The 23616-nt window shown below is 56.0% G+C and carries 22 protein-coding genes; 11 read left to right on the top strand and 11 right to left on the bottom strand.

Annotated elements, in window-relative coordinates; translation table 11 throughout:
- The first annotated feature begins 189 nt into the window (after window positions 1-189).
- From WFN87_RS10390 to WFN87_RS10380, 3 genes are all read left to right on the top strand, one after another.
- On the top strand, window positions 190-861 hold the full coding sequence (locus WFN87_RS10390) for a hypothetical protein (protein WP_336982052.1): 672 nt from the start codon (window positions 190-192) through the stop codon (window positions 859-861).
- Between the two features lie 77 nt (window positions 862-938).
- Window positions 939-1157 carry a hypothetical protein gene (locus WFN87_RS10385; protein ID WP_286180173.1) on the top strand — a complete coding sequence of 73 codons (219 nt, stop codon included), beginning with the start codon at window positions 939-941 and terminating at the stop codon, window positions 1155-1157.
- Window positions 1158-1445: 288 nt separating this feature from the next.
- On the top strand, window positions 1446-2654 hold the full coding sequence (locus WFN87_RS10380) for an MFS transporter (RefSeq protein WP_336982055.1): 1209 nt from the start codon (window positions 1446-1448) through the stop codon (window positions 2652-2654).
- On the opposite strand, the gene mnmH is transcribed toward WFN87_RS10380, so the two are convergent.
- From mnmH to ppiB, 5 genes are all read right to left on the bottom strand, one after another.
- Entirely contained in the window at window positions 2644-3741 is a 1098-nt protein-coding gene (mnmH, locus tag WFN87_RS10375) for a tRNA 2-selenouridine(34) synthase MnmH (protein WP_336982057.1), read from the bottom strand. The genes WFN87_RS10380 and mnmH overlap by 11 nt on opposite strands.
- Window positions 3742-3867: 126 nt before the next feature.
- Window positions 3868-4938 (bottom strand): 5-(carboxyamino)imidazole ribonucleotide synthase, encoded by a 1071-nt coding sequence (gene purK / locus WFN87_RS10370; RefSeq protein ID WP_336982059.1) that lies wholly within the window; start codon window positions 4936-4938, stop codon window positions 3868-3870.
- Window positions 4935-5444: a 5-(carboxyamino)imidazole ribonucleotide mutase gene (purE, locus tag WFN87_RS10365; RefSeq protein WP_336982061.1), complete on the bottom strand. Its 510-nt coding sequence runs from the start codon at window positions 5442-5444 to the stop codon at window positions 4935-4937. Before purE ends, purK begins: the two co-directional genes overlap by 4 nt.
- A gap of 139 nt (window positions 5445-5583) precedes the next feature.
- The gene (gene lpxH / locus WFN87_RS10360) at window positions 5584-6306 is read right to left on the bottom strand and encodes a UDP-2,3-diacylglucosamine diphosphatase (protein WP_336706786.1); all 723 of its coding nucleotides are present in this window, start codon (window positions 6304-6306) and stop codon (window positions 5584-5586) included.
- On the bottom strand, window positions 6306-6800 hold the full coding sequence (gene ppiB / locus WFN87_RS10355; RefSeq protein ID WP_008460206.1) for a peptidylprolyl isomerase B: 495 nt from the start codon (window positions 6798-6800) through the stop codon (window positions 6306-6308). Before ppiB ends, lpxH begins: the two co-directional genes overlap by 1 nt.
- A gap of 175 nt (window positions 6801-6975) precedes the next feature.
- Here ppiB and cysS point away from each other — a divergent pair, with 175 nt between their 5' ends.
- Window positions 6976-8361, top strand: a complete 1386-nt coding sequence (gene cysS, locus WFN87_RS10350) for a cysteine--tRNA ligase (protein WP_008460204.1) — start codon at window positions 6976-6978, stop codon at window positions 8359-8361.
- A gap of 83 nt (window positions 8362-8444) precedes the next feature.
- Here the strand turns inward: cysS and ahpF are convergent, their stop codons facing one another.
- Both ahpF and ahpC read right to left on the bottom strand, forming a co-directional pair.
- A complete protein-coding gene (gene ahpF / locus WFN87_RS10345) occupies window positions 8445-10013 on the bottom strand; it encodes an alkyl hydroperoxide reductase subunit F (protein WP_008460203.1) in 1569 nt (522 codons plus the stop codon).
- A gap of 77 nt (window positions 10014-10090) precedes the next feature.
- Complete coding sequence (gene ahpC / locus WFN87_RS10340; protein WP_008460202.1) at window positions 10091-10654, bottom strand: alkyl hydroperoxide reductase subunit C; 564 nt, start codon at window positions 10652-10654, stop codon at window positions 10091-10093.
- Between the two features lie 433 nt (window positions 10655-11087).
- Between ahpC and opgB the strand changes: the two genes are divergently transcribed.
- Window positions 11088-13376, top strand: coding sequence for a phosphatidylglycerol--membrane-oligosaccharide glycerophosphotransferase (opgB, locus tag WFN87_RS10335; RefSeq protein ID WP_336982065.1), 2289 nt, complete (start codon window positions 11088-11090; stop codon window positions 13374-13376).
- 32 nt (window positions 13377-13408) lie between these two features.
- On the opposite strand, the gene arsC is transcribed toward opgB, so the two are convergent.
- Both arsC and bepA read right to left on the bottom strand, forming a co-directional pair.
- Window positions 13409-13765 (bottom strand): arsenate reductase (glutaredoxin), encoded by a 357-nt coding sequence (gene arsC, locus WFN87_RS10330; RefSeq protein ID WP_166990681.1) that lies wholly within the window; start codon window positions 13763-13765, stop codon window positions 13409-13411.
- A gap of 11 nt (window positions 13766-13776) precedes the next feature.
- Window positions 13777-15240 (bottom strand): beta-barrel assembly-enhancing protease, encoded by a 1464-nt coding sequence (bepA, locus tag WFN87_RS10325; protein WP_008460199.1) that lies wholly within the window; start codon window positions 15238-15240, stop codon window positions 13777-13779.
- Window positions 15241-15442: 202 nt separating this feature from the next.
- Between bepA and WFN87_RS10320 the strand changes: the two genes are divergently transcribed.
- Entirely contained in the window at window positions 15443-16519 is a 1077-nt protein-coding gene (locus tag WFN87_RS10320; protein WP_008460198.1) for an AI-2E family transporter, read from the top strand.
- 56 nt (window positions 16520-16575) lie between these two features.
- Here WFN87_RS10320 and bcp read toward each other — a convergent pair whose 3' ends face one another.
- The gene (bcp, locus tag WFN87_RS10315) at window positions 16576-17046 is read right to left on the bottom strand and encodes a thioredoxin-dependent thiol peroxidase (RefSeq protein WP_008460197.1); all 471 of its coding nucleotides are present in this window, start codon (window positions 17044-17046) and stop codon (window positions 16576-16578) included.
- Window positions 17047-17061: 15 nt separating this feature from the next.
- Complete coding sequence (locus tag WFN87_RS10310; protein WP_336706795.1) at window positions 17062-17616, bottom strand: glycine cleavage system transcriptional repressor; 555 nt, start codon at window positions 17614-17616, stop codon at window positions 17062-17064.
- 146 nt (window positions 17617-17762) lie between these two features.
- On the opposite strand from WFN87_RS10310, the gene dapA reads away from it, so the two are divergent.
- The 5 genes from dapA (at window position 17763) to WFN87_RS10285 (ending at window position 23558) form a co-directional block, all read left to right on the top strand.
- Complete coding sequence (gene dapA, locus WFN87_RS10305; protein WP_008460195.1) at window positions 17763-18641, top strand: 4-hydroxy-tetrahydrodipicolinate synthase; 879 nt, start codon at window positions 17763-17765, stop codon at window positions 18639-18641.
- A 16-nt stretch (window positions 18642-18657) separates the two neighbouring features.
- Window positions 18658-19692 (top strand): outer membrane protein assembly factor BamC, encoded by a 1035-nt coding sequence (gene bamC, locus WFN87_RS10300; protein ID WP_008460194.1) that lies wholly within the window; start codon window positions 18658-18660, stop codon window positions 19690-19692.
- 97 nt (window positions 19693-19789) lie between these two features.
- On the top strand, window positions 19790-20503 hold the full coding sequence (gene purC, locus WFN87_RS10295; RefSeq protein WP_008460193.1) for a phosphoribosylaminoimidazolesuccinocarboxamide synthase: 714 nt from the start codon (window positions 19790-19792) through the stop codon (window positions 20501-20503).
- A 139-nt stretch (window positions 20504-20642) separates the two neighbouring features.
- Window positions 20643-21521 (top strand): KPN_02809 family neutral zinc metallopeptidase, encoded by an 879-nt coding sequence (ypfJ, locus tag WFN87_RS10290; protein WP_034809797.1) that lies wholly within the window; start codon window positions 20643-20645, stop codon window positions 21519-21521.
- Between the two features lie 51 nt (window positions 21522-21572).
- On the top strand, window positions 21573-23558 hold the full coding sequence (locus WFN87_RS10285; RefSeq protein WP_336982131.1) for a tRNA(Met) cytidine acetyltransferase TmcA: 1986 nt from the start codon (window positions 21573-21575) through the stop codon (window positions 23556-23558).
- Window positions 23559-23616: the final 58 nt, after the last annotated feature.

Here is a 23616-nt window from a genome sequence, read left to right as displayed (position 1 = left end):
CATAAACCCCCAATCTGCAATTCCCCGAAGCGTTTCATCATTCCTGCGAGCCGCCTCGAATTTTGCCATTCTGCCTGATTTTTAAGCTATATGACTGTGCAGCCATCCAGTATGATCGGAGGGATGAGCAAGAGATAAACCCGGTCAAAGCCGGAAAAAGAAGCGCCCCCGAATAATGGAGATTTTTATATGGATATGCGTAATTTCCAACAATGTAGAGGGATGACGAAATCACCATCATGGACTTTTCTTGATGTCTTTCGCTGGAAAATACTTCCCGAAAAATTCGGCGGCGGCAGATCTTATGCCCGAGATTTTAAAGATGCATGGGTCAAAAAAAATCGTACTCTTATCAGAGCTGCAGCGTTTCGCTATAAACTTCCGCCAGAATTGCTCGCGGGTGTTTGCTGGATAGAGGTAGGCGGTGACCCAAATATCATAGATCGTTTTGCTTTTGAGGTTCGAGCCATCGACTGGAGCGGGCCTGCGTATACCGATCGTTATTTCACAATAACCTCCCCTCCGGCTAAAACCTCGTTTGGATTTGTCAGTATGCAGTTGCGTACTGCCGCTCAAACTATGGGGCTGGATGCTGACACAATGAGCACATCAGAGCTTCGCTCCCTGTCTCAGTGCCTTGAAAAAGACACCTATAATATCAATCTTGCTGCTATGCATTTACGCCAACTTGCCGACTATGACAGGTTACCTTCGCGGCTTAGTATTAATGATGTGAAAATTATTGGGGCGAGATATAACCGTGGTACGAGTCCGAGTCTGGAAAATATAAAAAAAGATACGCGATATGGTGATTTTATTGTCAAGCATTGGCCGCACTTTAACAGACTGGTTTTGCAGTAGGGGGCAGAATGAGAGTGTTTATTAGGGTTGTACTTGTTCTGTTTTATCTATTGTGTATGGTTGCGATGTATTTATCTATGGTTGATAAATATGATGTCATATATGATATGGATTCGGCATTTCCCAGGGGGGCATTAGGTAATGGCAGCAATAATGATGTCGTTTTTTCAGGGGTAATATTACTCTTTATATCTCTATCTCAGATGCTATTTTTTTACTTTGAGCAATCGAAAAAATGGAAATGGGCAGCGGCGATCATGACAGTATTGGCTTTCCTTTTTTTCTTTGCCAAATAAAACTCATTTGGATTTTGGTAACCTTTAGCTGAATTTAGATTTCATGTTTATTCCGAGCCCACGCAGATGTTTTGATGTGTGGGTGATAGTTTGCGGTTCAGAGAACTTGGTGACATAGGGGGCGGCGTATCTTTGAAAATTTGTATCCAGGTTGCCCCAAATCTCACAGTTGCCCTTTCCCCAGAGATTGGCTAGTATCGCTCCAGCTTCTCGCAAGTCGTAAACGTTAACGTTATCCAACGTACATATTCTCCCCGGCATTCGGGGTAATTGTACTTGGGTAATATCATGGCACTATTCGCACCCCCCGTTGTTTCGTACCGCAAGCCCCACGTTCTGGGCTTTATCCTCTATTTCATCGTTGGCCTGGTCGACGGCGCCATTGTGCCTTTTTTCCCGCTGTGGGCGCAGCAGTCTGCCGCTATCCCGGTGGAGTTTATTGGCCTGCTGTTCGGCTGCTATGCCGGGGGCGAGCTGGTGGCCGCGCCGTTTATCGGCGGCATTGCCGACCGCGTGGGCAGAAGGCCCGTGTTGATTATTTCGGCGACCGGCGTCGGGGCGGGCTTTATTGCGCTGTTCTTTGCGCACGGCGTATTTGCCGCCGCTGCCGTGCTGATCGTTATTGGCCTGTTTGAATCCGTGCTGCACCCGACTATCTACACCGTGGTGGCGGACGCCACGCCAGCCTCGGAGCACCGCCGCCAGTTCAGCATCATGCGCGTGTGTTCCGGTGCAGGCGCGATTGCCGGGCCGCTGCTGGGGACGGTGCTGGTGCAGGAGGGGCTGGGCTACGTTTTTCTGGCTGGAGGTTCGGTGATGGTGACCGGCGGCCTGATGCTGGCGATCTCTCTGGCGGAAACGCGTCCGCTGGCCGCTGGAGTGGGCGATGAGGCCGACGATGAAGAAGGGCTCAGCGCGCTGCTGCCCGCGTTTCGGGACCGCCGTCTGGCCGGGCTGCTGATTTGGGTGCTGCTGCTGGGCGTCGCCGGGAGCTGGGTGGAGGCCGTCATGCCGCTGTATGCCAGCAATCAGATGGGAATGAGCGCCGCCAGCATCGGCTATTTGTTCGCGTTCGGGGCGGGGATTAACACGGTCGGCCAGCTGGCCTTAACGAAGCTGTTGGCCCGACGCTCTGCATTGTTTATCACGCTCAGTGCGGGTTTGGCGCTGATCGCTGCCTTTGTTTTGCTATTGGCTCATCCACACGTCGTCACGCTGGTGATGGCGGTCTGCCTTTATTCTCTGTCCCAGATGATGATCGGCCCGCTGATCCCGACGGCGGTGAACAAGTTAGCCCCGGCGCGGCTGCGCGCGACCTACATGGCGGCACTTTCGGTGGTGAGCGATCTGCAGGGATCGGTGGGGCCGGCTACCGGCACGGCATTGTTCGCGCTGGCGTTTACGTTGCCGTGGGCAGTGGGCATTCCGCTGGTTGGGCTGGCGGTGACCGGACTAGGGCTGACGCTCGCCGCCGGGGAAAAATCGGCTACTCGTTGACGCTGCGCAGCCAGGCTTCGACCTGCTGGTAATCCCCCCGGAAGACGATCTGGTCGGCCTTCTGGCTGAGCTGATAGCGGTACATCGGGTCGTAATACTCTTTCAGCAGCGGCGACAGCCAGGCCAGATGGCCTTCGCAGGAGCCGGTTTTTCGCTGGGTGAGCAGCGCCTCGTCCAGCCTGGCGGTGAACTGCTGGAAGCGTTCCATGCCCAGGCGGCGGCGGATGGCAAACAGGCCGTGGTGCAGGTATTCGGCGTAATCATGCCACGCGGTTTCTTCCTCGTTGACGGATAAAAACGCCTCGCTCATCTGCCGGAAATATTCGTTTTTGAGGCGCTCCAGCCGCACTTCGAACGGATCGTCGATGGCCACAATCGGCGAGCGCAGCATCTGTTCTCTGAAGGCTTCGGGGATATGGCGGGAGCCAATCATCCGGCCCTCGTCTTCCACAACCAGCGTTTTTGACTCGGTCGGGCTGATTTTCAGCAGGGTGACGGCGAGGTTATTTTCGAAGCTGGCCTGAGAAGGCTGGGCGACAATCGTGCGGCCAAACGACGAGCCGCGATGGTGCGCCAGCCCTTCAAGGTCAACGCCCGTCGGCAGCGAGCGGATCAGAATCGTTTTGCCGCAGCCTGTGTTGCCGCTGACGATAATCATCGGCGACTGAGAACGGGTGTCGATTACCTGCATGGCATGCTGGCGCAGGGCTTTGTAGCCGCCGGTGACCAGCGGGTACTCGAGGTCTCTCTCCCGCAGCCACTGCTGCACGATGTGGCTGCGCATTCCGCCTCTGGCACAGCATAAATAGCCTTCCGGCTGCTGGCGGCAGCTTTCCAGCCAGCGTTCGATTCGGCCGGCTTTTCGCTCGCCGCTGACCAGCCGGTGCCCCAGTTCGACGGCGGCCTGTTGGCCCTGCTGTTTATAGCACGTCCCGACCTGCGCGCGTTCGTCGTCCAGCATCAACGGTAAGTTATGGGCGGCGGGCATTGAACCCTGAGCGAACTCTACCGGGGCGCGAACGTCAATCAGCGGAATGTCGTTGAGCAGCAGGCGGTCGTAGTCCTGCGTATTGGGGCGTTTTTCCATGGCATAACCTTAGTCTGAAGCGGCGAAACGGGGGGATTGTGCGCTTCTGGTCGGGCAAAGGAAAGGGGAAGGGGGAAAATGGTCTGACCCTCTAAAGTCAAACAGAGGGTCAGACGAGGTGCGGTTTTACTTCACCAGCTTGCTCTGTGCCCAGGCAATGCCGCTGGCGTATTCGGCCGGGAGCAGGGGAACCAGGGCTTCCAGCGAGGCGCTCAGGCGGCCGGTGTCGGTGTCGTTCAGGTTGAGGTGCCCGACTTTACGGCCCGGACGAACGTCTTTGTCGTACCAGTGCAGGTGCACCAGCGGCAGCTTCAGCCAGGCATAGTTCAGGTCGGTGCCGATCAGGTTCACCATCACCGACGGGGCATTAACGACAGGCTGCGGCAGCGGCAAATCCACGATGGCGCGCAGGTGCAGCTCGAACTGACTGATGGAGGCGCCGTTTTGCGTCCAGTGCCCGCTGTTGTGCACGCGCGGGGCCAGCTCGTTGATCAGCAGGCCGGCTGGCGTGACGAAGCACTCCATCGCCATCACGCCGACGTAGCCCAGCTCGTTCATAATGGCGGTGAGCATGGTTTCGGCCTGGCGCTGCTGTTCGGCATTGGCCTGCGGAAAGGCAACGCTGGTGCGCAGAATGCCGTCCTGATGCAGGTTGTGGGTCAGCGGGTAGAACACCGTGCTGCCGTCGTGGCCGCGCGCGCCTACCAGAGAAACTTCGCCGGAGAAGTTAATGCCCTGCTCGACGATGCATTCGCCGTAGCACTCTGCCGGCAGCTGGTCGGTTTCATCGGCACGTAAGCGCCACTGGCCGCGGCCATCGTAGCCGCCCACGCGGCGCTTCACGATAGCCAGAGAGCCCAACTGGCTGAACACGTCCTGCCATTCGTGGCTGCCGGAGAGCAACTGCCAGGGCGCGGTGGCCAGGCCGAGCTTATCGAACAGCTGTTTTTGCGTCAGGCGGTCGGCGATGATCGGGAAGATATCGCGGTTAACGAAGGCGTTATGGCGCGCCAGTTCGCGGGTGAGCGCGGTTTCCGGCCAGCGCTCAATCTCGGCGGTGATCACGCTCTGGGCGAACGGCACGGCTTCCGGCTCGGCGTCCAGCCCGACAGGGTAAACGGCGATGCCCAGCGGCTCACCGGCCTGGCGGAGCATGCGCCCCAGCTGGCCGTTACCTAAGACACAGACGCGCTTCATGCTTCACTCCGTGGGTCCGGATTATCCAGCACTTCGTCGGTCTGGGTTTGACGCCAGGTTGTCAGGCGCTGGCTCAGTTCCGCGTCATGCAGGGCCAGGATCTGCGCGGCCAGCAGGGCGGCGTTGGCGGCTCCGGCTTTACCGATAGCCAGCGTGCCGACCGGAATGCCGCGCGGCATCTGGACGATTGAATACAGGCTGTCCACGCCGCTGAGGGCAGCGCTTTGAACCGGCACACCCAGCACCGGGACCAGGGTTTTCGCGGCCAGCATACCCGGCAGGTGCGCTGCGCCACCGGCTCCGGCGATGATCACCTGGTAGCCATTGGCTTCGGCCTGCTCGGCAAAGCTGAAAAGCTTATCCGGCGTGCGGTGGGCGGAGATGACTTCGACATGGTGAGGGACATTCAGGGCGGTAAGGATTTCAGCGGCGAACTGCATGGTGGCCCAGTCACTTTTGGAACCCATAACAATGGCGATACGCGCCGGGGTGTGCTCAGAAGACATGCGTCTCAAAACTCCTGTGGGTGTGCAGACATCATCGGGCGACGGGCGCCCGTTCAGAAGGGCTCAGAGAATAGCACGAACTTCTGGCAAGGAAAACGGTTGCGTGGTTAACGAATCGGCAAAAAAGCGGGCTTTTAGGTCAGAAAGGAAAATGAATCAGCTCGACGTTTTCCGGCGTGACTTTGATCATCGACCCTTCTTTATGCCACGCGCCTAACACGCAGCGGAAAGCGGGTTGCCCGTTAGCCTCAAGTTCGTGAATAGCCGGACGATGGGTATGCCCATGAATCAGCCATTGAACGTTGTGGCGGGTAAGAGTGTCGACCACCGCCTGCGGGTTCACATCCATGATCTCCAGCGATTTCATATTATTCGCCGCCTGGCTGTCGGCGCGCATGCGGTCGGCAATACGCTGGCGAATAAACAGCGGCAGGGCGAGATAGAGCTTCTGCAGCCACGGCTGATGAACCTTGCGGCGAAACGCCTGATAGCCTGCGTCGTCGGTACACAGCGTGTCGCCGTGCATGATCAGGATTTTTCGGCCATAAACATCGAGGAGCTTTTCTTCCGGCAGCAGCGTCATGCCGCTGGCTTTGGCGTAGCGCTTGCCGAGTAAAAAGTCCCGGTTGCCGTGAATGAAATAGCAGGGAATGCCGGTATCAACCACCGCTTTAATGGCCGCGGCGATTTGCTGGTAGAGCGGCTCCGGCGCGTCGTCGCCAATCCAGGCTTCGAACAGATCGCCAAGAATATAGAGCGCATCCGCCTGGCGGGCTTCACCGGCTAAGAAACGCAGAAAACCGGCGGTGATCGCCGGTTCTTCTGGGCAGAGGTGTAAATCTGCAATAAACAGCGTCGACATTATTCGCTGACGGTCACGCTTTCGATAATAACGTCTTCTTTCGGTACATCCTGGTGCATACCGCTGCGGCCGGTGGAAACGGCTTTGATTTTCTCAACCACGTCCATCCCTTCAACCACTTCTGCGAACACGCAGTAGCCCCAACCCTGCAGGCTTTCGCCGCTGAAGTTCAGGAAGTCGTTGTCGGCCACGTTGATGAAGAACTGTGCGGTAGCAGAGTGCGGAGCCTGGGTACGAGCCATTGCCAGCGTACCACGGGTGTTTTTCAGGCCGTTATTCGCTTCGTTCTGAATGGTGTCTTTGGTCGCTTTCTGCTTCATACCCGGTTCGAAACCGCCGCCCTGGATCATAAAGCCGTTGATCACACGGTGGAAAATGGTGTTGTTGTAGAAGCCTTCGCGGCAGTAGTCCAGGAAGTTTTTAACGGTAACAGGCGCTTTATCATCAAAAGTTTTGATGACGATGTCGCCGTGATTAGTGTGAAAAGTAACCATGCTTGCATCCTATGAGTGTCAGAGAGTACGGCGGCAAACGGTGCCATCGTACCAGCACGCTGTTATAGCATAACGCTACATCATAGTCAGTAATGCAAAGCAGACTGCCGTCGGGGAAAATAATCGGGTAAGATAACCGGGAGTATTCTTCCACACGCTTACATGGAATCCCCTGATGTTAAAAATATTTAATACACTGACTCGCCAAAAAGAGGAATTCAAACCTATTCATGCCGGAAAGGTAGGCATGTACGTGTGTGGTATCACCGTTTACGATCTCTGTCATATCGGCCATGGCCGTACTTTTGTTGCGTTCGACGTGGTGGCGCGCTACCTGCGTTCTCTCGGCTATGAGCTGAACTACGTGCGTAACATCACCGACATCGACGATAAAATCATTAAGCGCGCCCATGAAAATGGCGAAGACTTTGTGGCGCTGGTCGACCGCATGGTCGTCGAAATGCACAAAGATTTCGACGCGCTGAACATTTCACGCCCGAACAGCGAGCCGCGTGCGACCAAACACATTCCGGAAATCATCGAAATTGTTGAACAGCTGCTTGCTCGCGATCACGCCTATGTGGCGGAAAACGGCGATGTGATGTTCTCGGTGCTGACCGACCCGAATTATGGCCTGCTGTCTCGCCAGGATCTGGATCAGCTTCAGGCGGGTGCGCGCGTGGACGTGGTTGACGTGAAGCGCAACCCGATGGACTTCGTGCTGTGGAAAATGTCCAAGCCAGGCGAGCCTGCATGGACTTCTCCGTGGGGCGAAGGCCGCCCGGGCTGGCATATCGAATGTTCCGCCATGAACTGCAAAGAGCTGGGCAACCACTTTGATATTCACGGCGGCGGCTCCGATCTGATGTTCCCGCACCACGAGAACGAAATCGCGCAGTCTACCTGTGCCCACGACGGCGAGTACGTCAACACCTGGATGCACTCCGGGATGGTGATGGTTGACCGCGAGAAGATGTCCAAATCCCTGGGTAACTTCTTTACCGTGCGTGACGTGCTGAAGTATTACGACGCGGAAACCGTGCGTTACTTCCTGATGTCCGGCCACTACCGCAGCCAGCTCAACTACAGTGAAGAGAACCTGAAACAGGCTCGCTCGGCGCTGGAGCGTCTGTACACCTCGCTGCGTGGGACCGACAGTAGCGTGGCGCCAGCCGGGGGCGAAGCCTTCGAAGCCCGCTTCCGCGAAGCGATGGACGATGACTTCAACACCCCGGAAGCCTACTCCGTGCTGTTCGATATGGCCCGCGAAGTGAACCGCCTTAAAGCGGAAGATCTTGCGGCGGCAAACGGACTGGCGGCGGCGCTGCGTAAGCTCTCCGCAATTCTGGGCCTGCTGGAGCAGGATCCGGAGCAGTTCTTGCAGGGCGGCGCGCAGGCGGACGACGGCGAAGTGGCGGAAATCGAAGCGCTGATCAAGCAGCGTAACGATGCGCGTCAGTCGAAAGACTGGGCGCTGGCGGACCAGGCGCGTGACCGCCTGAACGAGATGGGCATTGTGCTGGAAGACGGCGCGGGTGGCACGACCTGGCGTCGTAAGTAAGATTTATAACGTGAAAAAGCGGCCTATGACAGGCCGCTTTTTTTATGGCTGACCGCTGTGGCGCGGCCTGATTGGCAGGTGCTTTATTCCGGGGCTGAGGTGCGAATCAGGTAATCAAACGCGCTCAGGGAGGCTTTCGCGCCTTCGCCAGTGGCGATGATGATCTGTTTGTAAGGCACGGTGGTGCAGTCGCCCGCGGCGAATACGCCTTTCACGGTGGTTTCGCATTTCGCGTCGATGATAATTTCACCCATGCGGTTGCGCTCCACGCTGCCTTCCAGCCAGGTGGTATTCGGCAGCAGGCCGATTTGCACGAAGATGCCGGCCAGGGCAACGTCATGCACGCTTTCGGTCACGCGGTCTTTATACTGCAGGCCGGTCACTTTGCTGCCGTCGCCTTTCACTTCCAGCGTCTGGGCGTTGAGCACGATGTCGACGTTTTTCAGGCTGCGCACTTTGTTCTGCAGAACCTGATCGGCCTTCATTTCCGGGGCAAATTCCAGCAGGGTGACGTGCTCAACGATACCCGCCAGGTCAATGGCCGCTTCCACGCCGGAGTTCCCGCCGCCGATGACCGCCACGCGCTTGCCTTTGAACAACGGGCCGTCGCAGTGCGGGCAGTAGGTCACGCCTTTGGTGCGGTACTGATCTTCACCCGGCACGTTCATGTTGCGCCATTTTGCGCCGGTCGCCACGATAATGCTGCGTGCTTTCAGCGTGGCGCCTGATGCCGTTTGGATCTGGTGCAGGCCGCCTTCGGTTTTCGCCGGGATAAGCTTGCTGGCGCTTTGGGTGTCGATCACGTCCACGTCATAGTCGTCCACGTGGGCTTTCAGCGCGCCCGCCAGCTTCTGGCCTTCGGTTTTCGGCACGGAAATGTAGTTTTCGATATCCACGGTATCCAGCACCTGGCCGCCGAAGCGTTCGCCCATCAGGCCAGTACGGATGCCTTTACGCGCCGCATAGACCGCCGCCGCCGCGCCCGCAGGGCCGCTGCCGACGATCAGTACGTCATAAGCCTCACGCTGGTTCAGCGCTTCCGCCGCGCGTTTTTCTGCGCCGGTATCAATTTTGCCCACGATTTCAGCCAGCGTCATACGGCCCTGACCAAATTCTTTGCCGTTCAGGAACACGGCAGGCACGCCCATCACATTGCGTGCCTGAATTTCATTCTGGTAAACGCCGCCGTCGATAGCAGTATGGGTGATGCGCGGATTCAGCACGCTCATCAGGTTCAGCGCCTGCACAACGTCCGGGCAGTTGTGGCAGGAGAGGGAGTAATAGGTTTCAAAGTGGAAGTCGCCGTCGATCTCACGGATTTGCGCCAGCAGATCCTGAGATTCTTTGGACGGGTGACCGCCGACCTGGAGCAAAGCCAGCACCAGGGAAGTGAATTCGTGACCCAGCGGAGAGCCGGCAAAGCGCGGGCCCTGGCTTGAGCCTGGGTTAGTGATTAAAAACGACGGTTTGCGCACCGGCAGGTCGTTATTAATGCTGAAAGAAACTTTATCGGATAACTCAGCGATGTCTGCCAGCAGTTCTTTTACTTCAGATGATTTCGCGCCGTCGTCCAGCGTGGCAATCAACTCAACAGGTTTCGTTAGTCTCTCAAGATAGGCTTTGAGCTGGGTTTTCATTGTTGTGTCGAGCATGGTCAGTCTCCCTGGTGGCGAGAAAAAAACGGCTGCCGGAGCAGCCGTAAAATAAAAGAGGGTAACGCGGGTAAAACTTAGATTTTGCCGACCAGGTCCAGAGATGGAGCCAGAGTCGCTTCACCTTCTTTCCATTTAGCCGGGCAAACTTCGCCTGGGTGAGAAGCCACGTACTGAGCCGCTTTCACTTTACGAAGCAGGTCAGACGCGTCACGGCCAATGCCTTCGGCGGTCACTTCGATAGCCTGGATGATGCCCTGTGGGTCAACCACGAAGGTAGCGCGGTCTGCCAGACCTTCGTCTTCACGCATGTTTTCGAAGTTACGGGTCAGCGCGCCGGTTGGGTCGCCGATCATCGCGTATTTGATTTTAGCGATGGTTTCAGAGCTGCCGTGCCACGCTTTGTGGGTGAAATGGGTGTCGGTAGAAACGGAATACACGTCTACGCCCAGTTTCTGCAGTTCTTCGTAATGGTCAGCCACGTCGCCCAGTTCGGTCGGGCAAACGAAAGTGAAGTCAGCCGGGTAGAAGAAGAAAACGCTCCAGCGGCCTTCGGTATCTTTTTCCGTAACTTCAACGAATTCGCCGTTTTTAAAAGCCTGGTTTTTGAATGGTTTGATTTTGGTATTAATTAAAGACATCTAAACTTCCTCCGTTTTGCGATGGGAGAAAGGTACCGAATTTTGAACTGCGTCACTAATGGGTAGGCTTTATTGAATCAAGAGGTATTTCCTAACAGCTATGCGGCGGGCATAAAAAAGGCCACCCGTTGCGGGGGTGGCCGGTGTTGCGCGTTACAATTCCACTTTAAAAAATTATAACAGCGGCGAAATTACAGCACTTTAGCCTTAAAAAGGTCAATTCCCCGGTTCGTTGTAGTAGCGATGGTTGTAATCGTTGAAAACTATTAAAGGTCATCAGTCCTAAAATTCGCGGGATATTCTGAAAAGTCTAGGTGGTGAGCAAAGTAATGTCAGGGGAATTGCAGCTATATGACGGTAAGGTTAAATTACCGGCTGTTATTTTTCTGCATGAATAATCGCGCCAGGCTGCGCGAGGGTTGAGGTATTGGCATTGTCCGAATTGCTTTCTTTGGTGCTGTTTTTGGCAGCTATTGCCGTATATGCGGTAAAGGCGGGTCGAAATATCTGGTGGCTGTCGATCATCCTGCTGATGCTCGGCCTGTTTATCGTGCTCAACGTGACGTTGCTGGCCAGTAATTATTTTACCGGCGAAGGCATTAACGACGCGGTGCTCTATACGCTCACCAGCAGCATGACAGGCGCGGGCGTCGGCAAATACATTTTGCCTGGGCTGGGCCTCGCCGTGGGGTTGATTGCGATTTTGGGCGGTCTGACCTGGATTTTACGCCGGAAGAATCATCCTCATCATTTGGGCTACAGTGCCCTGGCGCTGTTTCTGGCCCTGTTTTCAATCAAAACAACGCCTGCCTACCAGCAGGTGGTGTCGCTGATTAAATCCCAGACCCGCACCGGCACGTCTGACTTTGCCGACTGGTATAAAGTCCCGGAAGGCACCATTAAACAGCCGAAGCTCAACCTGGTTTATATCTACGGCGAAAGTCTGGAACGCACCTATTTTGATGAGCAGACGTTTCCTGGCTTAGCGCCCGAGCTGAACGCTCTGAAAAGCCAGGCGATCGATTTCAGCCATACCGGGCAGATGGCGGGGATGGACTACACCATTGCGGGCATTGTGGCCTCGCAGTGCGGGATCCCGCTGTTTGCACCTTTCGAGGGGAACTCCTCGGCGTCAATGTCGAGCTTCTTCCCGAAGAACATCTGCCTCGGGGATATTCTTAAGGCATCCGGCTATCAAAACTACTTTATCCAGGGCGCGGACCTGCGCTTTGCGGGTAAAGACATTTTCCTGCAGTCCCACGGCTTCGAGCATATGTACGGCGCGCAGGAGCTGAAGGGAATGGTGGCGGACCCGAATTACAAGAATAACTGGGGCTTTTACGACGATACGGTGCTGGACGAAGCTTATGACAAGTTTATCGAGCTTTCTAAAGCCGGGAAGCGTTTCTCGCTGTTTACCCTGACGGTCGATACCCATCATCCCGATGGCTTTATCTCGAGAACATGTAACCGCCGCAGCTACAGCTACGGGGGCAAAGAAAACCGATCTTTCAGCGCCGTTTCCTGCAGCCAGGAGCATATCGCGGCGCTGATAGACAAAATCAAAGCCTCGCCGTATTTCCGTAACACGGTGATCGTGGTCTCTTCCGACCATCTGGCGATGAACAACACGGCGTATAAATACCTGACGAAGCAGGACAGGCAGAACCTGTTCTTTGTCATTCGCGGCGATAAACCGCAGGCGGAAATAAAAGCCGTGAAGCGTAACACGATGGATAACGGCGCGACGGTGCTGGATATCCTCGGCGGGGGGAACTACATCGGCCTGGGGCGCAGCAGCCTGTCGGGCGAGTCTCTGTCGATGGTCTTTACCAACCTGAAAGAGAAGGTTACCGAGTGGAAACCGGACGTGATCGATCTGTGGAACTTCCCGAAAACCATCAGCCGCTACAGCATCGATCAGAAGAAGAACACGTTCAGTTATTCTGGCGCGCACTTCAAGCTGCCGTTATTGCTGAAAATCGGTAAAGGCAAAATTGAACCGCTGCCGGAAAGCGAGTACTCCGCGCCGCTGCGCTATCAGCTGGCGGATTTTAAAAGCGATGACCGGTTTATCTGGGCTGACCGCTGCTACAAAATGGCGCGCCTGTGGGAACCGCAGCTCGCGCTTTCTACCGGGCTGTGCGTGGCCCAGGGGCAGCTTGGTGGAGAGCCAACGGTACGGCTGGTGGACAAACCGCTGGATGAATACAACGTGCAGTTTGACGAGCAAACGCTGAGTAACGATCGTTTCAAAAATAATGTGGCTCTGCTGAAGGCGGATGAGAACAACATTCGCTACCAGGCGGACAGCTTTATCTTTAACGTGGCTGGGGCGCCGCAAAGCGTGAAGCAGTTCAGCGGCATTTCACGCCCGGAAGCCTGGGGCCGCTGGTCGAACGCCAATATGGCGCCCGTGGTGACCATTGAGTATCAGGATCCGCTGCCGACCACGTTTGATCTGGTGTTGGTGGCCAAAGCCTTTGGGCCAAACGTCGGCGAGCCGGTTTCGGTTAAGGTGGGGGATGAAGAGCAAACCATTACTTTTGGCGACCAGCTTTCTACCGTCACGCTGCGTTTTGATAACCCGGCAGGCAGCAAAGTGCTGACTATTGAGCCGCCGAAGCCGCAGCTGTCCAACGAAGGCAATATTCTGGGGCATGAACCGCGTAAGATTGGCGTGGGGCTGGCTGAGCTGAAAATTGTGCCGGTGAGCGGCTAACCCGTTCCCGGAGAGGGAACGGGCGGGGCAGGTCAGAGGATCTCGAGCACCTGTTCCGGCGGGCGGCCAATGCGGGCTTTGCCGTTGGCCAGTACGATTGGGCGCTCGATAAGTTTCGGGTGCTCAATCATCGCCTGAATGAGCGCTTCTTCGCTGAGGCTGGCGTCGTCCAGCTTCAGTGCTTTGTACAAGTCTTCTTTGCGGCGCATCAGCTCCCGGGCGCTGGTAAAGCCCAGTTTCTTCAGCAGTGATTTGACGGTAGCTGCGTCAGGAGGCGTTTCAAGGTAGAGCACCACTTCGGGCTCGACGCCCTTTTCCTTCAACAGGTTCAGCGTTTCACGGCTCTTGGAGCAGCGCGGGTTGTGATAAATTTCGACCTTCGTGGACATACGGACTCCTGTTACATCTTCATATAAGGTTTAAAGCGCTGCTGAAGCTGGCGCAGCTGATCGATCCGGGCGTCGTACCTCGCCTGCTGCAGACTGCCGAGTTTCACCTGCGAGCTGGCGCTACTGAGCATTGAAATGGCCTGATCCAGGCGGCCATTGAGCGCCATGACTTCAGCGCGAGCCGCTAACTCCTGATCGCGGTTGCCCAGTTTCCCCTGAGCCTGAGCCAATAAATCCCAGCCGTTGGTGTCGTCAGGGTGAGCGAACGTGTAGCGATTAAGCTGCGTTGCTGCCTCGGCGGTCTGCCCGCCTTCCAGATAAGCATTGGCGAGGTTCAGCTGCAGCACCGGGTTATTCTTCAGGTCCGGGGCGTTTTTCAGCCGGTTGATCGCGTCGTTGGCTTTGTGCTGGCCGAGATCGATATCGGTGGCCAGATCGAGATACCACGGGTTGCCCGGCTGGGCGCTAATCAGTGGCTGAAGCGTTTTTCTTGCCTCGTCGTATTTATCCGCCTGCAAAGCCTGCAGCGCGCGACCATATTGCGCCGCGTTTTGCTCACGCACGTTGCCTTTTGACCAGGCATCCAGCAGATCCGGGGTTAGCTGATTGCGGCCCGAGTTATACATCCCCAGGGTGCGAACCTTTGCCATGTAGAAACTTTCCGAGGACTGAACCACCACCGGGCGCATTTGGTTGGCGCGGTTGCGGGCATCCGCCAGGCGGCTTTCCGGCAATGGGTGGGTCAGCAGAATTTCCGGTGGACGAGAGGAGTAGCGGGCCTGATCGAGCAGCTTTTCGAGGAAGCCAGGCATCGCCTGAGGATCAAACCCCGAACGCTGGAGTACCTGAATACCGATGCGGTCAGCTTCCTGCTCATTCTGCTGCGTAAAGCTGATCATGCCTTGTTGCGTCCCGGCCAGCGTTCCGGACAGGGCGGCCATCCCGGCCTGGGGGCTGGCCATTGCCAGCAGAATTGAGCCTAAGGCTCCCACCCAGGTCAGGGGCGCATTTTTCTTTTGATCTTCCATCGCACGCGCGAGGTGGCGCTGGGTGACGTGGGAGATTTCGTGAGCCATAACAGAAGCCAGCTGGCTTTCCGTATCGGCATAACGGAACAGCGCCGAGTGCAGTACCACATTGCCGCCGAAGAAGGCGAAGGCGTTGATTTCGTCGTTGTTGATCAGGAAGAAGTGGAACGGGGTCTTCACCGAATTGGCGTGGCTAACCAGCCTCATGCCCAGTGAGTTGATGTACTGCGTCAGCAGCGGATCGTTAATCAGCGGGGCGCTACCGCGCAGCTGGCGGACGTAAAAATCGCCCATCTGCATTTCCTGCGCGATAGACAGCGTGCTGCCCGCGGATGTTCCCATATCTGGGAGTTGGTCAGTCACATCCGCGCGCGCTGGCAGTAGGGTTCCTACCAGCAGTGAGGCCGTAAGTGTTGCAATCAGGGTCTTTTTCAACTGCCTAACCATAACTACTGTCCCGTTTAGTCGTTGTCAGATTTTGACACGATGAGTACAAGTTTGTTCGCTTAAAGAAGTGTACTGTAGGGCGTTGAAGCTGCGAAGATTTTATTTGGTGGATTCTCCTTTGTAATCCGCCGTAAAAAGCAAAGTCTTTGCGGTGACATTTCGATACAATTCGGCATCAAAAAAAACTTCACGGAAGGGATGTATGCTCGACATGTTGTTGCAGTGGTATCGCCGTCGCTTCAGCGACCCGGAGGCGATTGCCCTGTTGGTTATTCTGGTGGCGGGTTTTTGCATCCTGTTCTTCCTGCACGGTCTGCTGGCACCGCTGCTGGTTGCCATCGTTCTGGCCTATTTGCTTGAGTGGCCTACGGTGCGCCTCGAGCGTATTGGCTGTTCCCGAACGTGGGCCACCACCATTGTGCTGGTGCTGTTTGTCGGCATTTTGCTGCTGATGGTGCTGTTTGTGGCGCCCGTCGCCTGGCAGCAGGGCATCAACCTGATTCGTGATATGCCGGGGATGCTCAACAAACTTTCCGATTTTGCCGCCACATTGCCGAAGCGTTATCCGGCGCTGGTGGATGCGGGCATTATTGACGCCATGGCCGAAAACGTTCGCAGTCGGCTTTCCGGCATGGGCGACCAGGTGGTGAAATTCTCGCTGGCGTCGTTGGTTGGGCTGCTGACATTGGCTATTTACCTGATTCTGGTGCCGCTGATGGTGTTCTTCCTGGTGAAGGACAAAGAGCAGATGCTGAATGCCGTGCGCCGTGTTCTGCCGCGCAACCGTGGTCTGGCCGGGCAAGTCTGGCTGGAGATGAACCAGCAAATCACCAACTATATTCGCGGCAAAGTGCTGGAGATGATTGTCGTGGGCGTGGCGACCTATATCGGCTTTATTATTTTCGGGCTGAATTACTCGCTGCTGCTGGCGGTGCTGGTTGGCTTCTCGGTGCTAATTCCTTACATCGGCGCGTTTGTGGTCACTATTCCGGTGATTTGCGTGGCGCTGTTCCAGTTTGGCCTGGGCACTGAGTTTTGGACGCTCTTTGGCGTGTATCTGATTATTCAGGCGCTGGACGGCAACCTGCTGGTGCCGGTGCTGTTCTCGGAGGCGGTGAATCTTCATCCGCTGGTGATTATTCTGTCAGTGGTGATTTTTGGCGGGCTGTGGGGATTCTGGGGCGTGTTCTTTGCAATCCCGCTGGCAACGCTGATTAAAGCCGTGGTTCACGCCTGGCCGGATGCTTCAGCGGTGGATGACGCGACGAGTCGGGAGTAACAGGAAGAAAAAAGCCGACTAAGATGTCGGCTTTTTTATCTGTTCTTTATCTGTACTTAGGCGTTTTCGGTCAGCCAGTTCACAACGATATCGTGGTGGTTGCTGGTTTTGAAATCGTCAAACACCTTTTCCACTTTACCGTCGCCGTCCAGCAGGAAGCTGATGCGGTGAATGCCGTCGTAGGTTTTACCCATAAAAGATTTCTCGCCCCACACGCCAAACTGATTGCAAACCTCGTGGTCTTCATCAGAAAGCAGGGTGAAGTTAAGCAGCTCTTTCTCGGCAAAACGGGAAAGTTTTTCCGGCTTGTCGGTGCTGATGCCCAGCACTTCCACGCCACGCTTTTTCAACTCATCCATGTTGTCGCGCAAACCACATGCCTGCACGGTGCAGCCTGGTGTCATCGCTTTTGGATAGAAATAAACCAGAACTCTCTGTCCCTGGAAGTCGGTTAAATTTACTTGTTCGCCGTCCTGATCGGGCAAGCTAAATTTCGGTGCAATATCACCGGCTTTCAGTGGGCTCATCACTACTCTCCGTCTTTAATCATCTTGCTGTGGGTTAACCACGTTAATAGTGCCTTCTGCTTTCAGTTCTGTACATAGGGCTTTAAACGCTTGCTCGATAATTGTCGCATCCTGTGAACCGGGGCTGTGGGCCGTGATCTGAATATACAGACGTGGCCCCACGCCGTTGTCAGCGGGCTGAGTGCGGGAAACAAGCTCGGCAATGTTCATTTGATGGGTATCAAACAGATGGGTAAATCGCTCAATCAGGTGCGGCGAGTCTGCCACTTCAACCTGCACCCAAACCGTGGCCGGCGTGGCCGGTCTTTCCTGCGCGGTTGTGCGTTTCATCACAATTAACAGATCGAGTTCGGCGCCCTTTAGCGGCAGAGTGGATTCGATCAGGGTTATCGCGTTCCAGGTGCCGGAAAGCAGCATGATAAAGGTGAACTCTTCACCCAGCATCGCCAGCCGGCTGTCTTCGATATTACAGCCGCAGCTGCTTACGTGACGTGTGATGGTATTGACGATACCCGGACGGTCCGCCCCCAGGGCTGTGATAACCAAATAATGGTGTGATGAGGGTGTCAAACGTGTTCTTCCTGTCAATCGGTGAGATTCACATTAGGAAAGCATAAAAAAAGTATGCTGCCAACCGCTTAGCGCCTTCTGGCGGCTTGCTTTTGCTATGGCACCAAACGTAACATTGGAGAACATGTTTGCACAGAGGGTGGCTAATGTTTACGGGAAGTGTTGTCGCGATAATTACGCCGATGGATGAGAAAGGTAATGTCTGCCGGTCCAGCCTGAAAAAACTGATTGATTACCATGTCGCCAGCGGAACATCGGCGATTGTCTCGGTAGGGACTACCGGCGAATCGGCTACCTTAAGCCACGACGAACACGTCGATGTAGTGAAGCTTACCGTGGAACTGGCGGACGGGCGTATCCCGATCATTGCCGGTACCGGGGCTAACGCCACTTCCGAAGCGATTTCCCTGACGCATCACCTGCAGGACAGCGGCATTGTGGGCTGCCTGACGGTCACCCCGTATTACAACCGTCCTACTCAGGAAGGTCTGTTCCAGCACTTTAAAGCGATTGCTGAAAGCACCCATCTGCCGCAGATGCTGTATAACGTGCCGTCGCGTACCGGCTGTGACATGCTGCCGGAAACCGTTGGCCGCCTGGCGAAAATCAAAAATATTATCGGTATCAAAGAAGCCACCGGGAACTTAAGCCGCGTAAACCAGATCAAAGAGCTGGTTGAAGATGACTTCATCCTGGTGAGCGGTGATGACGCCAGCTCGCTGGACTTCATTCAGCTTGGCGGCCACGGCGTGATTTCCGTGACGGCAAACGTAGCCGCGCGTGAAATGGCAGAAATGTGTAAACTTGCCACCTCAGGGCAATTTGCACAGGCTCGCGAAATTAACCAGCGTCTGATGCCGCTGCACCATAAATTGTTTGTAGAACCTAACCCTATCCCGGTGAAATGGGCCGCGAGGGAGTTGGGTCTTGTGGCAACCGACACCTTACGCCTGCCGATGACGCCGCTGACCGACGCCAGTCGCCCGGTGATTATCAGCGCGCTTAAGCATGCCGGTCTGCTGTAAAGCTTAGGGAGATTTGATGGCTTACTCAGTACAGAAGTCGACGGTGGCAAAAGTTGCTGTTGTTTCGCTCGCCATGCTGTTAGCGGCGTGCAGTTCCGATCAGCGTTACAAGCGTCAGGTTAGCGGCGATGAGTCCTACCTGGATGCGACCCCACTTGCGGAAATCCACTCTCCGGCCGGGATGATCCTGCCGATTCAGAATGGCGACTACAACATTCCGGTCACCAACGGCAGCGGTGCTGTAGGCAAGCAGCTGGATATTCGCCCGCCGGCGCAGGCGCTGGCATTGGTGAACGGGGCTCGTACTCAGTTCACCGGTGATACCGCCACGCTGCAGGTTGAAGCTAACAAGGCAAGCGGCCTTTGGCCTCAGGTGGTCAGTATCCTGCAAGCCGGGAACTACGCTATTGCCCAGCGCAACGATGCCAGCCAGACCCTGACAACCGACTGGGTTCAGTGGAACCGCGCTGACGAAGACGTCCAGTATCGTGGCCGCTACCAGATTAGCGTGCAGCCTCAGGGCTACCAGCAGTCAGTCGTTGTTAAGCTGCTGAACCTGGAGCAGGGCGGCAAGCCGGTGGCGGATGCTTCATCTCTGCAGCGTTATAGCGCGCAAATGCTGAACATCATCAGTGCCGGTCTCGATAAGTCTGAAACGACCCGCCAGAATGCGCTGGACAACCGCAGCTCAGCACAGCTTGACGTGCAGAGTGCCGCGGATGATACCGGGCTGCCAATGCTGGTCGTTCGTGCGCCGTTCAACGTCGTGTGGAACCGCCTGCCGGCCGCGCTTGAAAAAGTGGGCATGAAGGTCACCGATACAACCCGCTCTCAGGGCAATATCGCGGTAACCTACAAAGCGCTGTCTGACAGCAGCTGGAGTGATCTGGGGGCGAAAGATCCTGGGCTCACCAACGGCGACTATAAGCTGCAGGTTGGCGACCTCGATAACCGCAGCAGCCTGCAGTTCATCGATCCGAAAGGGCACCCGCTGACGCAGTCTCAGAACGATGCACTGGTCGCTGTCTTCCAGGCAGCATTCAGCAAGTAATACTCAAGGGCCGGTTAATTCCGGCCCTTGTTATTTAAGCCTTATGTATTAACCCACCTCGATTGCGCAAGCGATCGCTATACCTGGAGTAAGAAAGATGCAAAAGCAAGCTGAGTTGTATCGCGGCAAAGCGAAGACCGTTTACAGTACCGAAAATCCGGATCTGTTGGTGCTCGAATTCCGTAACGATACGTCAGCAGGTGACGGGGCGCGCATCGAGCAGTTCGACCGTAAAGGCATGGTAAACAACAAGTTTAACCATTTCATTATGGCCAAGCTGGAAGAAGCGGGTATCCCGACCCAGATGGAAGCGCTGCTTTCTGACAACGAAGTGCTGGTGAAGAAACTCGACATGGTGCCGGTAGAGTGCGTGATTCGTAACCGCGCCGCGGGTTCACTGGTGAAGCGCCTTGGTATTGAAGAAGGTATTGAGCTGAACCCGCCGCTGTTCGATCTGTTCCTGAAAAACGACGCCATGCATGACCCTATGGTCAATGAATCTTACTGCGAAACCTTTGGCTGGGTGAGCAAAGAGAATCTGGCCCGCATGCGTGAACTGAGCTACAAAGCTAACGACGTACTGAGCAAACTGTTTGATGACGCTGGCCTGATCCTCGTTGACTTCAAGCTGGAGTTTGGGCTGTTCAAAGGCGAAGTGGTGCTGGGTGACGAATTCTCCCCGGACGGCAGCCGCCTGTGGGACAAGCAAACGCTTGATAAAATGGACAAAGACCGTTTCCGCCAGAGTCTGGGTGGCCTGATTGAAGCGTACGAGGAAGTTGCTCACCGTCTCGGCGTTAAATTAGACTAACTACGCAATCGTTTACGTTGCGCAATGGGGTGCGTTTTTGCGCACCCTGTTTTTTCGCTGTCTGTTCTTATGGTAATCCTGCCGGTAACCACCTACGATCTATCCATTACATGTTGTGATTGTTAATGAGGACGAGCGTATGCGTTGGCAAGGACGTCGCGAAAGCGACAATGTAGAAGACAGGCGCAATGACGCCTCTGGCCCTGGAATGAGCATGGGCGGCGGCGGTTTTCGCATCCCACGCGGAAAAGGCGGGCTGGTGCTGCTGGTCGTGGTCATTGTGGCAAGCTATTACGGCGTCGATCTTACTTCCTTCCTGTCCGGCGAGCCGCAGGTTTCTCAGCAGTCTTCCCAGCAGCGCTCCATCAGCCCGAAAGACGACGAAGCCGCCAAATTTACCTCGGTCATTTTGGCGACAACCGAAGATACATGGGGTGAAATTTTCCAGAAGATGGGGCGTACCTACCAGCAGCCTAAGCTGGTGATGTACCGCGGGGCAACGCGCACCGGCTGTGGTACCGGCCAGTCCGTGATGGGGCCGTTCTATTGCCCGGCGGACAGCACCGTTTATATCGACCTCTCCTTCTACGATGATATGCGCAACAAACTTGGGGCGGGCGGCGACTTTGCCCAGGGCTACGTCATTGCTCACGAAGTGGGGCATCACGTGCAGAAGCTGTTGGGTATTGAACCGAAAGTGCGCCAGCTACAGCAGAATGCTTCTCAGGCCGAAGCTAATCGCCTGTCGGTAAAAATGGAACTTCAGGCCGACTGCTTCGCCGGCGTCTGGGGGAACAGCATGCAGAAACAGCAGGTGCTTGATTCAGGTGACCTGAAAGAAGCGCTCAATGCTGCTGAAGCCATTGGGGACGACCGCCTGCAGCAGCAAAGCCAGGGCCGAGTGGTGCCGGACAGTTTTACCCACGGCACTTCCGAGCAGCGCTATACCTGGTTCAAACGGGGTTTTGACAGCGGCGATCCGGCCCAGTGCAACACCTTCGGCAATACGCTCCGTTAATCGATGACCGCAGCAACTTTCATCGCGCCGATGCAGCAGGCAACGGCGCATATGTGGCAGACGGGCATCCGCCGGCTGATGGTGCTGGCCGGTGATAGTCTGTGGAGCAGCGAGCAGGTTGCAACGCTGTCGACTTCTTTACCCGGAGACTGGCTGTGGGTTGGCTCTTCCCCTGAGTTGCCTTTGCATTGCGCGCCCTCGGCAGTGCGCAGCATGCTTGGGCGTGAGTTTCAGCATGCCGTTTTTGATGCCAGGCGAGGCCTGGATGCCGCCGCCTTCGCTGCGCTTTCCGGGATGCTCAAAGCGGGCAGTTGGTTGCTGCTATTGACGCCTGAGTGGTCGCGCTGGGCTTCGCTTCCGGATGAAGATTCCGGCCGCTGGAGCGATGCGCCACAGGCGATTCCGACTCCCCATTTTGTTTCCCATCTTCAGCGCTGCATACGGCAAGATTCAGAAGCCGTGCTGTGGCAGCAGCATAAATCATTCACCCTGAATCCTTTTGCGCACCGCCCGGTCTGGCAGCCCGCCAGCGGTGCGCCGGAGCAAGAGCAGGCCGCTATCCTTGATAATTTGTCCGGGATGGCGCGCGGCGTGGCGGTAGTAACGGCGGCCAGAGGCCGGGGGAAATCTGCGCTGGCGGGCATGCTCGTTGACCGGACACCAGGTGCTTGTCTCGTGACAGCGCCCGCGAAGGCCGCCACCGACGTGCTGGCAAGCTATGCGGGCGAATCATTTCAGTTTATGGCCCCGGACGCGCTGGCCGCAGAGCGTGAATTCGCGGCATATGACTGGCTGATTGTGGACGAGGCCGCCGCTATTCCGACCCCGCTGCTACGCCAGCTAATGGAGCGTTTCCACCGCGTTTTACTGACCACGACGGTGCAGGGATACGAGGGAACCGGGCGCGGATTTTTACTGAAATTCTGTGCGGCATTTCCGTCCCTCAAGCTTTTCACGCTGAATACGCCGATCCGCTGGGCGCCGAACGATCCGCTGGAGCAGGTGATTGACAAGATCATGCTTTTTGATGAGCAGGATCTGGCGCAATTCCCGCAAGGCAATCCCGTTTTACAGGTTGTTGAGCAGGCAGACTGGCTTAGTAACCCTGAGCAATTAAAGCAGATGTATCGGCTGCTTTCGGGCGCACATTACCGTACCTCACCGCTCGACTGGCGGCGGATGCTTGATGCGCCCGGCCAGCATTTTATCGCGGCCATTATCAAAGAGCAGTGTGCAGGCGCTTTGTGGCTGGTTGAAGAAGGTGGACTTGATGCAACGCTAAGCCGTTGCGTGTGGGCCGGGTTCCGGCGCCCGAGAGGCAATCTGGTGGCACAATCGCTGGCGGCACATGGCGGAAGCCCATTGGCCGCTACGCTTCGCGGGCTGCGTATCAGCCGCATTGCGGTTCATCCTCTGCGTCAGCGCGAGCATATTGGTGCCAGCATGATTGAACATGCGCGGCAGGCGGTGAATCATCAATGTGATTATGTTTCGGTCAGCTTCGGCTATACCGATGAACTGTGGCGCTTCTGGCAACGCTGTGGTTTTGAGCTGGTGCGAATCGGAAGCCACAAAGAGGCCAGCAGCGGCTGCTACAGCGCTATGGCACTATTGCCTCTGACCCCCGAAGGCAGGTTGCTGGCAGAAAATGAGCGGCGGCGGCTACGGCGAGACTGGCCTTGGCAAAAAGACTGGCTGGAATTGTCTTTGCCTCTTACCGCGGATTGTCCAACAGAACTGTTGGCCGAAGACTGGGAAGAGTTATCCGGTTTTGCTTTCGCGCATCGTCCGCTGGAAGCCTGTCTGGGGGCGTTGAATCGCCTTTTGCTGGCGTCCGTTTTACCGCTGCATGCGCTTCGTGGGCGCCTGCAGCAACATGAAAGCAACGAGGCGCTCAGCCAGCGGCTGGGGCTTGCCGGCAAAAAAGCCCTGCTTGCACTGATGCGTGAGGAAGCCCAAAGTGCGTTGGAAAATCTCGATCGGGATCGTACGGCGGAGCTGCACCACGGCATTATGCAATTGCAAAAATTCCACTAACTTGTTCAATGAAACGGCATGGTCATCCCCATGCAGCGGCGTATAGTTGTCTCCATTA

The sequence above is a fragment of the Cedecea sp. AS113 genome (assembly GCF_037152415.1).
GTDB lineage: Bacteria > Pseudomonadota > Gammaproteobacteria > Enterobacterales > Enterobacteriaceae > Cedecea.
The sequence above is the reverse complement of the archived record's forward strand: the minus strand, read 5'-3'. Positions and strand labels throughout refer to the sequence as shown.

Bases quoted from the DNA above. Each gene is read 5' to 3' on its own strand.
- WFN87_RS10390 (WP_336982052.1), top strand. From the start codon at position 190: ATGGATATGCGTAATTTCCAACAATGTAGAGGGATGACGAAATCACCA.
- WFN87_RS10385 (WP_286180173.1), top strand. From the start codon at position 939: ATGGTTGATAAATATGATGTCATATATGATATGGATTCGGCATTTCCC.
- WFN87_RS10380 (WP_336982055.1), top strand. From the start codon at position 1,446: ATGGCACTATTCGCACCCCCCGTTGTTTCGTACCGCAAGCCCCACGTT.
- mnmH (WP_336982057.1), bottom strand. From the start codon at position 3,741: ATGGAAAAACGCCCCAATACGCAGGACTACGACCGCCTGCTGCTCAAC.
- purK (WP_336982059.1), bottom strand. From the start codon at position 4,938: ATGAAGCGCGTCTGTGTCTTAGGTAACGGCCAGCTGGGGCGCATGCTC.
- purE (WP_336982061.1), bottom strand. From the start codon at position 5,444: ATGTCTTCTGAGCACACCCCGGCGCGTATCGCCATTGTTATGGGTTCC.
- lpxH (WP_336706786.1), bottom strand. From the start codon at position 6,306: ATGTCGACGCTGTTTATTGCAGATTTACACCTCTGCCCAGAAGAACCG.
- ppiB (WP_008460206.1), bottom strand. From the start codon at position 6,800: ATGGTTACTTTTCACACTAATCACGGCGACATCGTCATCAAAACTTTT.
- cysS (WP_008460204.1), top strand. From the start codon at position 6,976: ATGTTAAAAATATTTAATACACTGACTCGCCAAAAAGAGGAATTCAAA.
- ahpF (WP_008460203.1), bottom strand. From the start codon at position 10,013: ATGCTCGACACAACAATGAAAACCCAGCTCAAAGCCTATCTTGAGAGA.
- ahpC (WP_008460202.1), bottom strand. From the start codon at position 10,654: ATGTCTTTAATTAATACCAAAATCAAACCATTCAAAAACCAGGCTTTT.
- arsC (WP_166990681.1), bottom strand. From the start codon at position 13,765: ATGTCCACGAAGGTCGAAATTTATCACAACCCGCGCTGCTCCAAGAGC.
- bepA (WP_008460199.1), bottom strand. From the start codon at position 15,240: ATGGTTAGGCAGTTGAAAAAGACCCTGATTGCAACACTTACGGCCTCA.
- WFN87_RS10320 (WP_008460198.1), top strand. From the start codon at position 15,443: ATGCTCGACATGTTGTTGCAGTGGTATCGCCGTCGCTTCAGCGACCCG.
- bcp (WP_008460197.1), bottom strand. From the start codon at position 17,046: ATGAGCCCACTGAAAGCCGGTGATATTGCACCGAAATTTAGCTTGCCC.
- dapA (WP_008460195.1), top strand. From the start codon at position 17,763: ATGTTTACGGGAAGTGTTGTCGCGATAATTACGCCGATGGATGAGAAA.
- bamC (WP_008460194.1), top strand. From the start codon at position 18,658: ATGGCTTACTCAGTACAGAAGTCGACGGTGGCAAAAGTTGCTGTTGTT.
- purC (WP_008460193.1), top strand. From the start codon at position 19,790: ATGCAAAAGCAAGCTGAGTTGTATCGCGGCAAAGCGAAGACCGTTTAC.
- ypfJ (WP_034809797.1), top strand. From the start codon at position 20,643: ATGCGTTGGCAAGGACGTCGCGAAAGCGACAATGTAGAAGACAGGCGC.
- WFN87_RS10285 (WP_336982131.1), top strand. From the start codon at position 21,573: ATGTGGCAGACGGGCATCCGCCGGCTGATGGTGCTGGCCGGTGATAGT.